Raw genomic sequence first — 17,206 nt, forward strand, 5'->3', positions numbered from 1 at the left:
GACCATGATCATCAGTGCACCGCCAATGGCCGCCGCGTTCTTCCAGGGCACGCTGGGGCAGTTCAACTCGTATTCGCCGTTTGGGCATATCAAGCCTGAGCCGGCGGGGCATGGGGGTGGCGGGTATGGGCCGCCTGGGTCCCCGACTTACATTCCCCCGACCACCCACAACGCTTCGGATAGAACCGCCGCGACGGGCGGAAGTACCAATCCGTTTAGCCAGTCTTCGGCAATGGCGCTATCTTCGTCGGGCTATCAAGCCGGTCCCGAAGTCATTCCACAAAAAGATCGAACACTTACATGAAAAGAATCACATCCTGGGCCGTCTTTATCTGCACCATCTTTCCTGCGATGGTTACCAGTGTTCATGCTCAGTGCGCGACCGGAGTGAACACGGGTGGGGGTAACTGCGTTCCCCCGGATGTCGCCGGAATGCCTGATTACCGGCCGCCTGATTACGGACCACCCGCTCAGCCGCCGCCGCGGTGGGCGGATTCTTGGGGCGCCATCGTCCTGGATGCTAAGGGTGGAGCGAAAGGCGTAGCGACCGACAAGGAAAGCAAAGGCGAGGCAGTCCGTGACGCAATGGCCGAATGCCAGGCCACTGGTGCTAAAAACTGCAAGGTTGAACTCACCTATTACAATCAATGTGCAGCAGTCGCTTGGGGCGACCAATCATTCGGGATTGCAAATAATCCGTCTATCGAAGGAGCCTCGAGCGCTGCCAACACCGCATGCAAGCGAGGCGGAACAGGCTGCAGGACCGTTTATACCGCGTGTAGCGTAGCGCGCCGCATTCGATGAAAGTCACCGCGGCTTTTTCAGGTCATGCTGTTTCGGCCGCACACAATCCAACAGAAGATGAAGCAAGGGATGGCGCAAAGAAGTCTTGCACAGGGTTGCAACGTAGAACTTACATATCAGAAGTCCGATATACAAAGCGACACGGATCACCCAAAGGACACTGGATACACGTGAGAAACTGCCCGGCAGCCCGGAAAGACTCGTGGGCCATGCAACGCATGGGTACGCTAAATGTCCGTGATGTAGGTGGAGGAATGAATGGAGACTGGTTTACGGACGCCCTTGAAGAGAGGGCATGAGGATACGACCCGATGAATCGTTATTTCGGCATCCTGTTGTTCGTTCTTTTTTCCACGCTGGAGCTTCCAGCCGCTATCCACGCCACACAAGCGCCCCATACCGCCTCGACGTCCGACACAGGGGACAAAGGAAGCAAGATGGACGACCTTAAATCATTCGCGGTTGGCGGGGCGAAGATCCTCGAATCCACGGCTGGCGATTTAAAGGGGGACGGTTCCGACGGCGTCGTGCTGGTGCTCGATCCACCGTCGACAGCGGCATCCGCGTCCACCGATGGCCCGTCGCGCATCGTGACGATCCTTATGCGCGACGCCGCAGGGAAACTCCATCAGGTCGCATCGAATGCACGCCTCGTCCCTTGCGCGACCTGCGGTGGCATCGCTGGCGACCCCTATGGCTACACCCGTATCGAACACGGCCGCTTCATCGTAGCCATCGGCGGAGGCAGCCGCGAGCGCTGGTCCGACGAATTCACCTTCGCCTACGTCCCCGCGCGTAACAACTGGTTCATAACGCACGTATCCCGGCGCGTCGAGGACAGCGATACGGGAGAGCACAAGACGATCGACCTGAAGGCCGGCGACCTGGGCGATATCGCTTTCGGCGATTTCGATCCGTCGCAGATTCCTGAGGTGGCATTGCCCTGAGGGGCATCGACCTGCCCGGAGGGGCGGGCCTGGGGCGAGCAGGGAGCGCCGCCGAACGTGGTAGTCGGACAGGAGCTACACATGGCGATTGATCGTGAATCACAACTGCTCGCGGCGGCGGCTGCGGCAGGCATCACCCGGCCCAAGGAACTGGCCAACTTCATGGCCCAGGTTTCCCATGAATCCAATGGGCTCAACCGGCTGGAAGAGAGTTTCCGTTACACGCGAAACATCGCGCAGATTCCCGTGCAGTCGGCATGGCGCGAAGGCGAGAAGTCCCTTGAAATCGCTCGCCTGGGCGCCCTGCAAGGGCGACCGGAGAAGCTGGCGGAACTCATGTACGGCGGTCGCAACGGCAACGATCTTCCCGGCGAGGGTTATCTCTACCGTGGTCGCGGCTATATGCAGCTAACGGGCAAGGACAATTACCGGGCGGCAGGCGAAGCCCTGAACCTCGACATGGTGAAACATCCCGAACTGGCCGCGGAACCGAACAACGCGGCACGCATTGCCGTCTGGTACTGGCAGAATCGCGTGCCTGAAGCCGCACGCGAGGACGTCAAGGCAGCGACGCACGCGATCAACGGACGGTACAACGGACTGGAAAATCGGCGGGAGCGGTTCGCGGCTTGGGAGAAGCGCCTGACGCCGGAGGTCACGAAGAAGATCTCGGAGCATCGTACCGATACCGGGCATGACACGCTCTCCGCCATCGAGCACGCCGGGGATCTGGCGGAAGCCGGACGTCGTCATCACCCGCATCATCACCACCATGCGCATGGACCGGGGTATCCACCCGCACCGGCACCGGCGCTGACCCATACCTCGCACCGCGACTACCCGCTGTTCCTCCAGGCGCAGGATGCCGTGCATCGCCTGGACGCGGAGCATCGACGCGAGCCCGACCAGCGCAGCGAAAATCTCGCCGCGGCGCTCACGGTCGCCGCTCGTCGCCAGGGCATGCAGCGCATCGACCACGTGGCACTCAGCGCGGATACCACACGAGCCTATGCCGTGCAGGGCGATTCGCAGTCGCCGCATAAGCAGGTGGCCGAGGTCGCCACGCAGCAAGCGACAGTTACGTCCGTGGAACAGAGCACACAGGCGCTCGCGCAACATGCCGCCAAAGCGGCGCACGAGCAGCACCAGGACCAGCAGGCGAGCCAGCAACAGGCATCGCCAGCCTTGCCACCGCTTTGAGAGGAATAACGATGCGCACGCTTAACCTGCCCCACTGCTGGCACCTCTATCGCGTCAAAGACGATTCGCTCTAACGGAGGACGCACCCATGCCATATCAGGACGTCATGAATGTCATCCTGCCCCACCAGGGGAACCGCTCGACACATATGACCGGTCACAACGCCGATTCGCCTTTCAAGCACGTCGCCGAGGTGTATACGCAGCAGGCCGCCCAGGCTGTACCGGGAGCGGGACCATGAAGACGAGGCTCAAGCCAGCATACATCGCCTTCATTTCTCTCCTTCTGATCCTCTCCACTTACGCCTGCGGTGCCTCCATGAAAAAGCCCGACATCAAGCTCAACCCGAACCCGCGCATGCGCTACGAGATCACTATGACGATCCACGGCGCGCCGGGACCTTTCGATCGGATCGAAGGCAGCATCGATTACAAAGTAGGCAATCCTGCCAGCGTACCCCTGACGCCTTTTTCTGGCGCGACCGTGGAGCCTCAAAGGCATGAGACCGTTGAATTCCGAAAGGTCGGTGAAAATGTCTACAAAGCCGAAATCTACGCCGACATGTTCCTGGACGAAGACTATTTCGGCCAGGGCGTATGTCATTGGGTAGTCGAAGGTCTTAGTGCCGACCTCATTGTCGGCTCACACAACCTGAGCCCTGCCATATTCAGGGACGACATCTTTTCCGGTGCGACGATAACGCGATATTTCGCCAATATCTCATATACATTCCGGGACAGATCGTCGATCGACATTGGAAGCAGCGACCCGAAGGACTACAAGCGACCCGATGACACGTTCTCGGTGACCCTTAGCTCCACGGAGAGCTTTCCGTGAGCATGCGGTCGACGGACTACGCCTTACTGGCGAAGGAAAGTTATCAAGATCCAACCCTGAATAAAGTATTCGAACGCGATGGCATTGCTTATGCCGCCATCGACACCATCGACGATCCGACCACGGGTTTTCAAGCCACGGCGTATCAGCGTCAGGATACCCATGAGATCGTCATCGCGTACCGGGGAACCGAGTTTGATCGCGAGCCCGTCCACGATGGCGGCGTTGACGCCGGGATGGTGCTTCTCGGTGTCAACGCCCAACAGCCCGCAGCTGCCGAGTTCACCCAGCGTGTGTTGAAGCATGCCGCAGAGGAATCTGAAACCCTTTCGAAGCCTATCCAGGTAACCGTTACCGGCCATTCGCTGGGTGGCACGCTTGCGGAAATCAACGCAGCGCAGTTTGGCCTTCGCGGCGAAACCTTCAACGCTTATGGCGCAGCAAGTCTCTTTGGTGTTCCTGATGGCGGCAACCAGGTCATCGACCACGTCCGTGCCGGCGACGTGGTAAGCGCCGCCAGTCCGCATTTCGGCGAGGTCCGCGTCTACGCGGCACAGCAGGATATCGACACCCTTTCCAAGGCAGGCTATCGCGACGACAGCGGCATCCTTTCACCGCGCAATCCGATCAAAGCCATGGATTTCGACGCCCACGCCATCGACAACTTCGTGCCGGATAGCAAGCTGCTCGGACAATCGATCATCAGCTCCGAGAGCCAAGCCCGCTACCGCGCACACGAAGGCATGATCGATCGCTACCGTGACGACGTCATGGACATCCGCAAGGGACTGTCGGCATCGTGGGAAGTGCCAAAGGCGATCGGGGAAGGCATCGACTGGCTTGGACATGAAGTGGTGAACGACGTCGCAGCTGCGGGCCATGCCGTGGAACACGCCGCGCACGAAGTAGTGGATGGCGCGAAACGCGTGGGCCATGAAATCGCCGAGGATGTCAGTGCCGCGGGTCACGCCATCGGCGGCAAGGTGTCTGGCGCGTGGGACACCCTGATCCATCCGGGGTCATGGTTCGACCACGATAAGCCGGCACCTCGCGTCGATCAGCCGGAGCATCTGGACCATGCCCTCTTTCTCCAGGCACGCGATGGCGTCGGTGAGATCGACCGTCAACACCAGCGACCTTCGGATGAACGCAGCGACCGGCTCGCTGCATCGCTGACCGTCGCGGCAAAACAAGGCGATCTTCAGCGCATCGACCATGTGGCTCTCAATGGTGATGCCACCCGGGCTTACGCGGTACAGGGTGACCCGAAGACGGCTTTCAAGCGGGTCGCCGAAGTAAACACCCAGGAGGCGATGGCCACCCCCTTGGAAAAGAGCAGCCAGCTGCTCTTGGAACTGGGCCAGGCCCAACAGCAGGGCCAGCAGATGACGCAAGCCGCCGAGCAACAACAGCAAACCACAAGACCGCAGCCGGGCATGTAACCGGCAGGTGCACACCCTTTCATCGAAACAGGACTTGCTATGAAAACATGGATCTTCCTGGCAGCCGCGACGTTCGCCGGGGCCGCCACAGGGCAGTCGGTCAGCTACCGCGACAACGACCCGTTTGTCTTCTGCGCCTATGGCTTAAAAAACCCCGATAGGTGCTGGTGGCCGATATCCGCGGCGGCGGGTACCTTCATGTGGGACCCCACATGCAATCCACCCAACACACCCTACGGTCGTCCCAGGACTCCGCAAGACTACGCTTCCAACGCCGAATGGCTGTCTGTATGCACGGGCGTGGGCGAGGGCAAGTGGGAAGGCGCCGGTACCGGCGAGCAGTACCCTTACGATCACTGAGCGACGTCCATGACCAAACATAGGGGATATTGGGCGCTGGGCCTCGTTATCGTGGCCCTCGCCATCGGAGAGTACTTCGCTGGGTACCTGACGCTGCTTTTCCTCGGCCTGCGCGACGTGCCGTTGGAATGGAAGACGTTCTTCGAGTACGCGAAGTCTTTGGGAATGCCTGAGTTCCAACCGTATGTGTGGCGAATCGAAACGGCGGGCCTCATCGGCTTCGTGCTGCCGCTCATCGCCTGGTGCGTCGTGCTCTACTTCCTGATGAAGCCGAAGAAGCAGGCCATGCATGGCGACGCACGCTTCGCGACCGCATCGGACCTGCGCAAGCAGAACATGCTGTCACCCGCGTCCAACGGCATCCTCGTGGGCAAGTTCAAGGGCAACCTCGTCCGCCTGCCCGGTCAGCAGTTCGTGATCCTCGCCGCGCCCACCCGCTCGGGCAAGGGCGTGGGCGTGGTGATACCGAACCTGCTCGACTACCAGGAGTCGGTGGTCGTGCTGGATATCAAGCAGGAGAACTTTGACCTGACGAGTGGCTGGCGTGCGTCACAGGGGCAGGAAATCTATCTGTTCAATCCGTTCGCCGAGGATCGGCGCACGCATCGGTGGAACCCGCTGAGCTATGTATCGAAGGATCCGGCCTTCCGCGTATCCGACCTCATGAGCATCGCATCCATGCTCTACCCGGATGTCTCGGAAGACCAGAAGTTCTGGGTCAGCCAGGCACGGAACGCGTTCATGGCCTTCTCGTTATACCTTTGCGAGAAGTGGGACGACGACGAGGCAAAGGGTCGCCCTGAAATCGTGCGTAACAAGCCTACGCTGGGCATGATCTATCGCCTCTCCTCCGGCGACGGCACCGACCTTCGCGAACTGTACACGCGGTTGTCGAAGGACCCCTGCCTCAGCGCCAATGCCCAATCCGCATTCGCCAACATGCTGTCCCAGGCCAACGAGACGTTCGCTTCCATTCTTGGCACCTTCAAGGAGCCTCTGAACGCCTGGATCAATCCGGTGCTGGATGCGGCGACCAGCGAGGACGACTTCCTGCTCACGGATGTGCGCAAGAAGAAGATGACGATCTACATCGGCATCCAGCCGAACAAGCTGGCCGAGAGTCGCCTGATCGTGAACCTGTTCTTCAGCCAGCTCATCAACCTCAACACCAAGGTGCTGCCGCAGAACGATCCCGCGCTGAAGCACCAGTGCCTTCTGCTCATGGACGAGTTCACCTCGATCGGCCGGGTGGAAATCATCGCCTCGGCCGTGTCCTATATGGCGGGCTACAACATCCGCCTGCTGCCCATCATCCAGAGCATGGCCCAGCTCGATGCCACCTATGGCAAGGATGTCTCCCGGACGGTCATCACCAACCACGCCTTGCAGATCGTGTACGCACCGCGCGAGCAGCAGGATGCCAACGATTATTCCGACATGCTCGGCTACACGACGGTGCGGCGCGAGAACGTCACCAGGAGCAAGAAGGGCGATGTCTCGCGCAGCCATAGCGAGGAAAAGCGCGCCTTGATGCTGCCGCAGGAACTGAAGGCGATGGGCACGGAAAAAGAGGTATTCCTCTATGAGGGCATTCCTCATCCGGTGATGTGCGACAAGATTCGCTATTACCAGGACAAGCACTTCACGTCGCGGCTGATGAAGAAGGTGGACGTACCGCAACTGGCTGTGTGAATCGCTCGAGTGGGCGGGGTTACATGCTCCGCCCACGGCTCATCTGGCGTTGCATCGCCAGCTGCTGCGACTGTTCCAGTTGCGCCCGCTCGGCCTCCATCGCCTGCTTGTCCAGGCGTTCGGCCAGGGCCATGCTCTCCTCCTTGGGTGGCGGCGTCGTGTCGAGGCTGACCTCTACCCGCCTGCCGTATGCACTGGTACAGGTAATACGGTCGTTGTCGCTATCCACGGTCCGCAGGTCGTCGGGGCTGTGGATGCCGGCGCGGCGTGCCTGCGTGGCCATCTCCGCCACCTTGTCGTCGGTCACGTCGATAGGTAGCTGCTCACGCATCGCGGCGTAGACCGGATCGTCATCCGGACCGGGGAGTGTGGACGTCGGCGTGGTTTCGGCCAATGGATGCGGCGAGGCGACCAGCTTGCCGGGGTCGTCCGGATGGAAGGCGTCGCGGGCGGCGGCGCGTTGCAGGCGAAGCTCCCGGGTTTCTTCCAGACTCCGCAGGGTCGTCGGATCCACGTCGTGGAACTGATCGTGTCGCACACCGATGGTCGGTTCGTTATGGTGGATTTCCATCCATTCGCCGTTCCGGTCCCGGGCGTAGTAGTGGTCGGTACGGCCAATGATGTCCGGCGACTCGTGCGCGCGTTCGCGAATCGCGTCGACGTAGGCGGCGGCCATGTCCCTGGCGTAGGTGGCGCGTTCGGAAGCCGGCATGTCCTGCGCGGCGGCGAGACTGAGCAGGGTGTCCTTGCCGCGGTGCAGGCCCAGGGCGTCGCTGTTGAGCATGCCGGCCCAGACGGCTTCGACATGGGCCTCCCTGATGGTATCGAGGGCTCCCTGATCGAGCACTTCGCCACGGGCTGCCATAGCCTGTTGCGCACGCTCGGCCTCCTTCATACCTGCGGCGCGACTGGCCTCGAGTAGTTTGCGCGGCGTCCAGGCATCGGCCTCGACACCGATGGTGTCGAACGACTTGTCGTGCGCATCCTGAATGTCTTTTGCCGGTAAGTTCAAGGCAAGGTCAGCGCGTCCGTCTCCCATGGCCGCCGAGCGGTGTTTAAGGTCCCGCTCCATCAGATCGATGCCAAAGTGGTCCCACTCCCGCTCGCTGAGCACCCTATGGTTATGCTCGCGTGCGTAATTTTGCGCGTAGACGTTCGCGGTGGCGCCGGGCATGTTGTCGTTGCGGACTACGCCAAGCGCCAGACGGCCATATCCATCGTTATCGGGTAATTGGGCAAGGTAATTCCAGTAAAGCTCACGATTCCCGGTCTTTTCGTAATACTTAAGAATGGTCAGATCGTCCTGGGTCAAGCCATGGCGGGGCTTCATTCGCTGACCTCACCTTGACGGAGGATGTCGCGAACGCTCGTCTCGATCCGCTGCCAGTCCGGCATGACCGCACGCTGGTAAGACAGGTTCACCCTGGCCTTGTACTCGGGAATGAGAAACGAGTGGTCACAGGTCGCCCGCCGGAACACCTCCGGTTTGTGGCGCAGCTGTCCGTTTTCGATCACCACACCATCCGGAATGACGGCCGGCGAACACGTAATCACCGTGCGCGGAATGCCGTCCGACCCCATGTCGAGATACCAATCGTCGTTCGAAGAACTGTCCGGCTCGCCGGCACGTGTGTCCGGGCCATACAAGGCAAGATAGAAGCGCTTGAGCTTGGCGAAGTCGGTGTAGTACGGCGTCAGCCCATGCACGGGCTCTCCCTTGATTCGCAGGTCGAGGTTGTCCGCCGGGTCGGCACGCTGCATCGGATCGTCGGGCACGATGGGCTCGATGTTGCGCTTCAACCGCGCGCGATATTGTTCATCGGTCAATCTGTCGAGATGGTTGATCGTGATCCTCAGACTCGAAAGGAACGTGTTCTGATCCCGATAGATGTAGACGTCCGCTGGCCACGGTTCAAGCGATGGCCAACGCAGGATGAAGCTTATGGAGGATCCATCCCCCTTGGGCTGGTGTAGCCCCTTGAAAAGCGTCTTCGACAGCCGGAATCGTTGTGGTCCTAGTCGGGCGTGCCTCAGGTGGTCATCGGTACGACTGACCGGCACGCCCGACAGCGGCCGCTCCGCCGATGCCGTGCCCAGCGGCGCGGGCGCGGAGCACCCGGCAACCAACGAGGCCAGCAACGCGGCCAGCGGTTTGGGGAAGGACATCGCCTCTCCTTGGGATTCCATCGGGGGTGTGGGCGCGGAGCGCGCCGATGCGAGAATCCGGCAACGCACCGGACTTAGCAGCGAACGGCTCACTACGATCTGATCCTGTGCACGCAGAGCCAGCAGGTCGTCCACGGATACGGGTGTATTCCGTGCACTGCCGGCCGTCTGCGCGGCCATGTACCGGCCTACCGCGACGGCTTCCCGCTCGGCCAGCGCACGCTCGCCCGGCGCATGCAAGGCAAGTACGCCGAAGCGCCGTGCCAGTGCCGTCGTCTCGCCGTCGTGGCCCGCGAACAACGCAGCCATGCTTCGCACGGAGGCCAGGCAGCGCAGGTCGGTATCGGTATGCGTAAGGAACGGCATGGGCGGCAACAGGTCGGCCGCATGGATTGCCACCGTTGGCGCATGGTGTCGTACCGAGGGAAGCCACTGCGCCACGAAGGCCTCGATCACCGGCACCACCTCGTCGCGGCTGGCGTACGGTATGTCGAGGTACACCGTCGCCGTGGCCGGTTCCGCAAGGGAAAGGCCCGACCCGCGCGTTCCGGCATCGATGCTGGCCGGCGCGAACACCGCCAACCGGGTACGCAGGCGCGAGGTAATCCGTCGCAGTGCGTTGTCGTCCAGCGCGGCACATGCCTCCAGCGCCGTACGTACCGGCGCACGCAGCGCAGGCAACCGCGCCAATGCCCGCAGGTAGGATCGCGTCGCCTCGACGTCGTCCTTGCAGGCGTCGAGCTGCCATAGGTCGCCCGGCGCGGGCGGCACCGTTTCGCCCGAGGCACGCAGCACGTCGTCCGCGGCACCGACAAGCGCCACGAACAGACGCCGGACATGGCTCACAAGCGCCCGATCCATGCTTCCCCGCTCCGGGTACCAGCAAGCGGCAAGCTCATCGAGGATGCGTGGGCAAAGCCCTTGTGGTGTCCACGCTTTCGCCAGCGGGTTCCAGGGCCTGCCGCCGCCACCGAATGGCGACAGACGAACTACTTCACCCCGCCCCGCACGCCAACCGGCAGTCGCCGCATGCAGGGAACCTTCGAGATCGATGACGAGCAACGGTCCCTGGATATCACGCAAGGCATCCTTGAGGACGGCATAGGTAGCGGGGTATCCCGGCGCCGCGAGCAAGAGCGACTCGCTCTTCGGCAAGGCGATGCGACGCATTCTGTGCCGCGAAAGCAAGGGCTGATCCGGGCACGACCATGTGCGGTCACGACGAATCGTCGCCGGCGAATCGAAGCAGGGTTTCGGTGCCAGCGAGCGGCGTTCGCGTCCTTGCCACCAGCAGCGGCACATCCAGCCGCCCCATGTACTCGGCGCGATAAGGAAGCCGATACCGCCTGCCCAACGGATACGCGTGGCATAGGGCTGGAATGCGGGGAGATCCAGCGATTGCCAGTAAAGGTACGCCAAGCCGTATTCGAGCTGCGCCATCGAGAGGCCGAGCACCACGAGGATGCTCGCACCTGCGACATACGGAGCGACTGCCAATGTGCCGAGGCATGCAAGGCCCGCTCCAAAACACCACCAGGGCATCATGCCTGTTCCTGTGTCGTCCAGAACCGGCATGCTGCCATGACTGAAGGCACAAGGACTCGCGCAATGCGCTTAGTCGTTGGCAACTCTCAGGTTCGCTGCGAGAAGGTGTGCAAACGACGCGCGATGAGTGTGAGGAATTTCGTGGAGTCTCACTCGTCATTCCTGTCGCAGGCGCACGCTTCCTACATCTAACTACCTGTGCATGTCGGGTTGTTGCTGCTGCGGTTGTGGCTGTGCCGGCGGTTGCGTCTGCGCCGGGGGCTGCTGCCACTCCGAAGTGCTCTGCGCCATCGTCTTGCCGACGGACTGGCTGATGTCTACTTCGGCAATCTGCTTGAACGGGGAGTTGAGTTCTCCCTGCACGGCATAAGCACGGCGGGCATCGTCGCTGAGCACCACATGGTCCACGCGCGTCAGACCCTGTGCATGTGCGGCCACCGCCAATGAGGCGGCGAGGTTGGTGCTGAGCTGGTCCGGCGTGCGGCCCTGCTGCGTATCCAGCGCATGCACGCCGTCCAAGGTCTGGCGGTAGATCGGATTGCCGGGGTGGGATGGGCTGTCGAGGCCAGCCGCTGGCGGCTGCACGGCCTGGGTCAAAGCCGTCATCGTCTTTGCTCCCACGATACCGTCGTCGCCAAGGCCATGATCGCGCTGGAAGGCTTTCACCGCCGCGGTCGTATTTGCGCCGAAGTCGTTGTCGGGATGCAGCGGGTGGCCATCGGCTCCCTTGTAACCCAGTTGCGCAAGCTGGCGTTGCAGATTGCCGACCGCCGGTGCGTGATCGTGCTCGCGCAACGTACCCGGATGCTGCACATGGTCGCCGGTGGCATGCCCGGGCGCTGGGGCACGCACATGGCCCGGATGGGTGACGTGCAGAAGGCGCTCGTCGGCACCGTTACGCCGTACGTTGACGTCCAGTGTGTGGTCGGCATTGATGTGGGTCGATACGTCGCGACTGTTCACCGCGGTCCACTGGCCGTTGACGAGGGCCTCGCCATGACCGGAGCGGTCCCAGGTCACGAGATCGCGACCTTCGGAATAAAAGCCGCGATGATTGGACGTCTGCGCATAGGAACCACCCTGCCCCAGTGCCTGCACCATCGCGCGCGAATGCCCCGGATCGGTGAATGCATCGCGAATGGCCGCGTATTCGTGCGGGAGGTCAGGGTGCGCGGGATCGTTGCCCAGCTGCGTCGGGTTGACCAGGGGGCTGCTGACCACGCTGTCCCATGCAGGACGCAGCGGATGGCTGGCCCCGGTGGCACGCATGTCGTTGAACAAAGCCGCACCGGCGAGCGCATGGTCGCGACCTTCAGTCACGTAATTCGGATAGCGGTCGATGGAATGCTGCACGTCCGCGACGCTGTGGTGCTGTCCCTGCTGGAGTTGCCCGATCAGGCGGTTGCCGTAGAGCTCGCTCTGGTTATAGAGCTTGGCCGTCATCGTGATCAGCCTGGCCTGGTCCTGCTCCGAAGCATGGCGGTACAAATCGGTCTGCCGTAGCGGCGCGATGGCGTTCGTCATCAGTTTGTCGACCTGCGCGGTGTCGTGCTGGTGGACGAAGTTGACTCCTGCGTCGCTGCCCATGAAGGCGTCGAGGTGCGACTTCACCGTGGCATCGATTGGACGGCCATGCTGGGCTTCGATCTGGTGGCCGGTACGGCCGAGGTCGGCGGTGGTCTGCGTACGCTGGGCCGCGGTCAGGGCCCAATCAGGATGTGCTGTACGCGCCCACGCCTGGTAAGCATCAGTCATCTCGGTCGCGACTTCGGGGTGCTGCCCGAGGTCGGTCTGCAACGTGCCGATGGAGAACCCGCTGTTGCCGATCGGATGCATGACGGGGTGACCCTGGGCATCGTTGCGGATGTTCCCCGCGAAACTCAGCCGGTAGGCGACATCGCCACCTTCCGAGCTCACGCCGATGGCGAAATAGGACAGCGCACGTGCTTCGTTATCAGTCAATCCTGCCATGTTCCAACTCCTGATTGATGGGCGGCGTTACATCTCGTCTTTGCACTGCTTGTCGAGCGGCGCCTTGACGCCTTTCGCCACGCGTTCCAGCGAGACGTATTTGCTATCGGCGCGGTACCAGGCCAGCTGCTTCCCTTCCGGCTGCACGTATCCATCCACGTCGCCGAAAGCCGGACAGGCCGGGTAGCCGCCGCGCTCCGCTTCCTCCGCGCAGAAGCGCAGGTAAAGCTTCCCGTCGCGCCACTCGCCCTTGAAGCGGCCCTGGCTGCCACCGTTTTGCGTTCCGTCGGACCACGTGCCTTCCGCCGCAGAGCCGGCCGGGATATGCAGTTGGACGTAATGGCCCAGGTTGCAGTCGGTCCGATAACCCCAGTCACCGGCCACTGCCTGCGCACCCTGGCCCGCCGGCATATTTCCGCCGCGCACGCGCTTCGCCAGCTCGTCGGCTCGGAAGCTGGTCTGGGTCGTGGTGCAGCTGTTCTTGACGACGGTGCCGGGCGTCACGCCGCAGGCCTTGTCGCGACCGGCGATCCACTGGCGCTCCTCGTCGCGCAGGGCCTTGCGGCCGGCGTCGTCCAGCGACCCCGAAAGTTTCTTGTAGACGGTGTTGAGACGCGCGTCCTGGGTGTCGTAATCGCGTGACCCGGTGTCCTGCACCCCGGCTGCGGCTGCCGCCGCAAAGCCGAATGCCATGACCGTTGCGGCCGCCCATCGCACACGGGCGCCCGCCCGCAAAGTATCCATTCGCCTGCCGAGCATGGGAACTCCTGATCGTGAACTGTCCAAATCCCCTCCCTCGGGACGGTAGCAGCCCTTTATGAAAAAAACCGTGCACCGGTCGCTTCCCGGCCACGCCAGCGTTCCGGCCGCCCCTCCGGGCCATCCGTTATCATGGTCGACCGGCGTGCCACGGGTGGCGCGCCTTCGGCATGGAACCTCGGAAAATCATGGCTTTGGCAGAAGACATCTCGGCCGCCGCAGGGCATACCCCCTTCATGCGCCAGTACCTGGCGGCGAAGGCGGAGCACCCGGACATCCTGCTGTTCTTCCGGATGGGCGACTTCTATGAGCTGTTCTACGACGACGCCCGGAAGGCGGCGCGGCTGCTCGATATCACCCTCACCCAGCGCGGCCAGTCGGCCGGCGCCCCGATTCCGATGGCGGGGGTGCCGTACCACGCTGTAGAAAACTACCTGGCGCGGCTGGTGAAGCTGGGCGAATCGGTCGCCTTGTGCGAGCAGATCGGCGATCCCGCCACATCGAAGGGGCCGGTGAAGCGCGAGGTGGTGCGCATCGTCACGCCGGGTACGGTTACCGATGCCGCGCTGATGGAAGAGCGACGCGACAACCTGCTGCTTTCCATCGCTGCCGGGCCCAAGGGCTACGGGCTGGCCTGGGTGGACCTGTCCACCGGCCGCTTCCTTCTCACGGAAGTGACGGCGGCGGAAGGTCTTGCCGCGGAACTGGCGCGCCTGCAGCCTGCCGAGACCCTCGTTGGCGAAGACGTGGCATGGCCGAAACTGGTGTCGTCCCTGCCCGGCCTGCGCAAGCGCCAGCCCTGGCACTTCGACGGCGACGCGGCCACCCGCGAGTTGTGCCGCTTCTTCAAGACGCGCGACCTGCTCGGCTTCGGCGTGGAAGGCATGCCGCTGGCCATCGCTGCCGCGGGCTGCCTGCTCGGGTACGTGGAAGAAACGCAGAAGAGCGCCCTGCCCCACCTCACCGGCCTGGCCGTGGAGAACGCGGGCGAGACGATCGCGATGGATGCGGCCACGCGGCGCAACCTCGAGATCGACACGCACCAGAGCGGCAACGTAGAAAACACCTTGCTGGGCGTGCTGGACGAGACGGTGACACCGATGGGCGCACGCCTCATGCGCCGCTGGCTCAATCGTCCGCTGCGCGACCGGCAGGTGCTGCGCGGCCGGCACCAGGCCATTGGCAGCCTGATCGATTCGCGCCGTCATGTGAGCTTGCGCGAGCGCCTGCGCGGTATCGGCGACCTCGAACGCATTCTGGCTCGCGTGGCGCTGCGCTCGGCACGCCCACGCGACCTTTCCACGCTGCGCGACGGCCTTGCCGCGGCGCCGAACCTGCGCCAGGACATCGAAGGCCTCGACAGCCCGTTGCTGCACGGCCTCGTGGAACGCATCGGCGACCATGCCGACACTGCCGCGCTGCTCGCGTCCGCCGTCGTCCCCCAACCTCCCGTGCTGCTACGCGACGGCGGCGTGCTCGCCGAGGGCTACGACGGCGAACTGGACGAGCTTCGCCGTCTTTCCACCAACGCCGACCAGTTCCTGGTCGACATGGAAGAGCGCGAGAAAGCCGCCAGCGGTATTTCGACCCTGAAGGTCGGCTACAACCGCGTGCACGGCTACTACATCGAGATCACCAAGGCGCAGGCCGACAAGGCGCCACAGCATTACACGCGGCGACAGACCACGAAGAACGCCGAACGCTACATCACCGAGGAACTGAAGCAGTTCGAGGACAAGGTGCTTTCGGCGAAGGAACGCTCGCTGATGCGCGAGCGCGCACTGTACGAGCTCCTGCTGGATAAACTGATCGAGCAGCTGCCGGCGCTGAAGGTCGCCGCGGCGGCGATGGCCGAGCTCGACGTGCTGGCGAACCTCGCCGAGCGCGCGGAAGTGCTGGATTGGACGGCACCGCAACTCACCGATGTGCCGGGCATCCGTATCGAGCGCGGCCGCCACCCCGTTGTCGAAAAGGTTCGAGAGGAACCGTTCGAACCCAACGACCTCGTCCTCGACAAGAGCCGTCGCATGCTGGTCGTCACCGGCCCGAACATGGGCGGTAAATCGACTTACATGCGGCAGAACGCGTTGATCGTGCTGCTCGCGCATGTGGGCAGTTACGTGCCGGCGTCTTCCGCGATCATCGGGCCGATCGATCGTATTTTTACTCGCATCGGCGCGGGCGACGACCTCTCGCGCGGCCAGTCCACCTTCATGGTGGAGATGAGCGAGACGGCGAACATCCTGCATAACGCGACGGACTGCAGCCTCGTGCTGATGGACGAAGTGGGCCGTGGCACCAGCACTTACGATGGCCTGTCGCTCGCCCGCGCCGCCGCGGTGCACCTGGCTGCGGCCAGTTGCGCGTTCACCCTGTTCGCCACGCACTACTTCGAACTGACCGAACTTGCCGGCGACTACCGGACGATCGCGAACGTGCACCTCGACGCCGTCGAGTACGGTGACCAGCTCGTCTTCATGCATACGGTAAAGGATGGCCCGGCGAACCGGAGCTTTGGCTTGCAGGTGGCGGCTTTGGCCGGTTTACCGAAGAGTGTGATTGCCGACGCCCGCCGTTACCTGGCTGCGCTGGAACAGGGACACGAGGTCACCGCGGCCGTGGCCGCACCACCCGCCGCAACGCCGCAGATGGGTTTGTTCGCACCGCCGCTGCCGTCGCCGGTGGAAGAGGCGCTACGGGCACTGGACCCGGACGACCTCGCACCACGCGAGGCGCTGGAGCAGCTCTACAAGCTACGAAAAATGCTGCGTTGATTCCAATTGTGCGCTGATTGCAATTTGTAGGAGCGCGCCTTGCGCGCGACAGGTTTTCGCGAGTAAGTAGCAGGTCCTGCTGCTACCGGCGAAAGGCGGTCGCGCGCAAGGCGCGCTCCTACAACAGATCAGAGGTTTTTTTTCAGATCCTGGATCAAGCGTCGAGCGTGCTTGTCGGGGCGCGAGGCAGGGCGTAGCAACGCACCGCCGGTGAGGCGGCGATCCTCGCGGCGACGTTCCCGGTCGGCGATGCTTTCTTCCGTTTCGGTATAGAGCTTCTGCGCTACCGATGCCGGCCCGCGCTTTTCCGAAAGCGCGGCGACGACGCAGGCGATGCGCTCCTCGCCACGACTGATTCGCAACGTATCGCCCACGTGCACCACCTTCGCGGGCTTGCACGAGGCATCGTTGAGTTCGATCTTGCCGCCCTCGATCGCCTGCTTGGCGAGGCTGCGGGTCTTGAAGAAACGCGCGGCCCATAGCCACACGTCGGCACGTACGCCAGGAGTCGTCGATGTATCGGTCATGGGAGGAGCATGTTACCGAGGGGGATCGTCACGAGCGAGAGAAGAGACGGTATTGGCCAGCCGCGCTTCCAGATCGTACCTGCCCCGAGTAGAACGACGCCACGACGATGCCGCGGCGCCGACATGACCGACGATAACGGAGGATATGTAGGAGCGCGCCCTGCGCGCGACAGCCTTTCGCG

General features: G+C 62.9%; 13 protein-coding genes and 1 pseudogene. 9 read left to right on the top strand and 5 right to left on the bottom strand.

The window, feature by feature from the left end:
* The 8 genes and pseudogenes from VGM71_RS09435 to VGM71_RS09465 form a co-directional block, all read left to right on the top strand.
* Positions 1–304, top strand: a pseudogene (locus tag VGM71_RS09435) (hypothetical protein); the annotation flags it as partial.
* 128 nt (positions 305–432) lie between these two features.
* A complete protein-coding gene (locus VGM71_RS17670; protein WP_414675113.1) occupies positions 433–804 on the top strand; it encodes a DUF4189 domain-containing protein in 372 nt (123 codons plus the stop codon).
* A 437-nt stretch (positions 805–1,241) separates the two neighbouring features.
* Positions 1,242–1,751, top strand: coding sequence for a hypothetical protein (locus VGM71_RS09440; RefSeq protein ID WP_331544403.1), 510 nt, complete (start codon positions 1,242–1,244; stop codon positions 1,749–1,751).
* Positions 1,752–1,832: 81 nt separating this feature from the next.
* Positions 1,833–2,951 (top strand): XVIPCD domain-containing protein, encoded by a 1,119-nt coding sequence (locus tag VGM71_RS09445; protein ID WP_331544405.1) that lies wholly within the window; start codon positions 1,833–1,835, stop codon positions 2,949–2,951.
* A 237-nt stretch (positions 2,952–3,188) separates the two neighbouring features.
* The gene (locus tag VGM71_RS09450) at positions 3,189–3,788 is read left to right on the top strand and encodes a hypothetical protein (RefSeq protein WP_331544407.1); all 600 of its coding nucleotides are present in this window, start codon (positions 3,189–3,191) and stop codon (positions 3,786–3,788) included.
* 2 nt (positions 3,789–3,790) lie between these two features.
* On the top strand, positions 3,791–5,230 hold the full coding sequence (locus VGM71_RS09455) for an XVIPCD domain-containing protein (protein ID WP_331544409.1): 1,440 nt from the start codon (positions 3,791–3,793) through the stop codon (positions 5,228–5,230).
* Positions 5,231–5,269: 39 nt separating this feature from the next.
* Positions 5,270–5,590, top strand: coding sequence for a hypothetical protein (locus VGM71_RS09460; RefSeq protein WP_331544411.1), 321 nt, complete (start codon positions 5,270–5,272; stop codon positions 5,588–5,590).
* A 9-nt stretch (positions 5,591–5,599) separates the two neighbouring features.
* Positions 5,600–7,282, top strand: a complete 1,683-nt coding sequence (locus VGM71_RS09465; RefSeq protein ID WP_331544413.1) for a type IV secretory system conjugative DNA transfer family protein — start codon at positions 5,600–5,602, stop codon at positions 7,280–7,282.
* Between the two features lie 19 nt (positions 7,283–7,301).
* Here the strand turns inward: VGM71_RS09465 and VGM71_RS09470 are convergent, their stop codons facing one another.
* From VGM71_RS09470 to VGM71_RS09485, 4 genes are all read right to left on the bottom strand, one after another.
* Entirely contained in the window at positions 7,302–8,612 is a 1,311-nt protein-coding gene (locus tag VGM71_RS09470; protein ID WP_331544415.1) for a hypothetical protein, read from the bottom strand.
* Positions 8,609–10,993 (bottom strand): hypothetical protein, encoded by a 2,385-nt coding sequence (locus tag VGM71_RS09475; protein ID WP_331544417.1) that lies wholly within the window; start codon positions 10,991–10,993, stop codon positions 8,609–8,611. Before VGM71_RS09475 ends, VGM71_RS09470 begins: the two co-directional genes overlap by 4 nt.
* 192 nt (positions 10,994–11,185) lie before the next feature.
* Positions 11,186–12,964: a peptidoglycan-binding domain-containing protein gene (locus VGM71_RS09480; RefSeq protein WP_331544419.1), complete on the bottom strand. Its 1,779-nt coding sequence runs from the start codon at positions 12,962–12,964 to the stop codon at positions 11,186–11,188.
* Between the two features lie 27 nt (positions 12,965–12,991).
* Positions 12,992–13,657 carry a lysozyme inhibitor LprI family protein gene (locus VGM71_RS09485; RefSeq protein ID WP_331544421.1) on the bottom strand — a complete coding sequence of 222 codons (666 nt, stop codon included), beginning with the start codon at positions 13,655–13,657 and terminating at the stop codon, positions 12,992–12,994.
* A 254-nt stretch (positions 13,658–13,911) separates the two neighbouring features.
* Here VGM71_RS09485 and mutS point away from each other — a divergent pair, with 254 nt between their 5' ends.
* Positions 13,912–16,497, top strand: coding sequence for a DNA mismatch repair protein MutS (gene mutS / locus VGM71_RS09490; protein ID WP_331544423.1), 2,586 nt, complete (start codon positions 13,912–13,914; stop codon positions 16,495–16,497).
* Positions 16,498–16,625: 128 nt separating this feature from the next.
* Here mutS and VGM71_RS09495 read toward each other — a convergent pair whose 3' ends face one another.
* The gene (locus VGM71_RS09495) at positions 16,626–17,024 is read right to left on the bottom strand and encodes an RNA-binding S4 domain-containing protein (RefSeq protein ID WP_331544425.1); all 399 of its coding nucleotides are present in this window, start codon (positions 17,022–17,024) and stop codon (positions 16,626–16,628) included.
* Positions 17,025–17,206: the final 182 nt, after the last annotated feature.

The organism is Luteibacter sp. (genome assembly GCF_036499525.1).
Classification (GTDB): Bacteria; Pseudomonadota; Gammaproteobacteria; order Xanthomonadales; family Rhodanobacteraceae; genus Luteibacter.

Bases quoted from the DNA above. Each gene is read 5' to 3' on its own strand.
- VGM71_RS09455 (WP_331544409.1), top strand. From the start codon at position 3,791: ATGCGGTCGACGGACTACGCCTTACTGGCGAAGGAAAGTTATCAAGAT.
- VGM71_RS09465 (WP_331544413.1), top strand. From the start codon at position 5,600: ATGACCAAACATAGGGGATATTGGGCGCTGGGCCTCGTTATCGTGGCC.
- VGM71_RS09495 (WP_331544425.1), bottom strand. From the start codon at position 17,024: ATGACCGATACATCGACGACTCCTGGCGTACGTGCCGACGTGTGGCTA.
- VGM71_RS09475 (WP_331544417.1), bottom strand. From the start codon at position 10,993: ATGATGCCCTGGTGGTGTTTTGGAGCGGGCCTTGCATGCCTCGGCACA.
- VGM71_RS17670 (WP_414675113.1), top strand. From the start codon at position 433: ATGCCTGATTACCGGCCGCCTGATTACGGACCACCCGCTCAGCCGCCG.
- VGM71_RS09450 (WP_331544407.1), top strand. From the start codon at position 3,189: ATGAAGACGAGGCTCAAGCCAGCATACATCGCCTTCATTTCTCTCCTT.
- VGM71_RS09445 (WP_331544405.1), top strand. From the start codon at position 1,833: ATGGCGATTGATCGTGAATCACAACTGCTCGCGGCGGCGGCTGCGGCA.
- VGM71_RS09480 (WP_331544419.1), bottom strand. From the start codon at position 12,964: ATGGCAGGATTGACTGATAACGAAGCACGTGCGCTGTCCTATTTCGCC.
- VGM71_RS09470 (WP_331544415.1), bottom strand. From the start codon at position 8,612: ATGAAGCCCCGCCATGGCTTGACCCAGGACGATCTGACCATTCTTAAG.
- VGM71_RS09485 (WP_331544421.1), bottom strand. From the start codon at position 13,657: ATGGCATTCGGCTTTGCGGCGGCAGCCGCAGCCGGGGTGCAGGACACC.
- VGM71_RS09440 (WP_331544403.1), top strand. From the start codon at position 1,242: ATGGACGACCTTAAATCATTCGCGGTTGGCGGGGCGAAGATCCTCGAA.
- mutS (WP_331544423.1), top strand. From the start codon at position 13,912: ATGGCTTTGGCAGAAGACATCTCGGCCGCCGCAGGGCATACCCCCTTC.
- VGM71_RS09460 (WP_331544411.1), top strand. From the start codon at position 5,270: ATGAAAACATGGATCTTCCTGGCAGCCGCGACGTTCGCCGGGGCCGCC.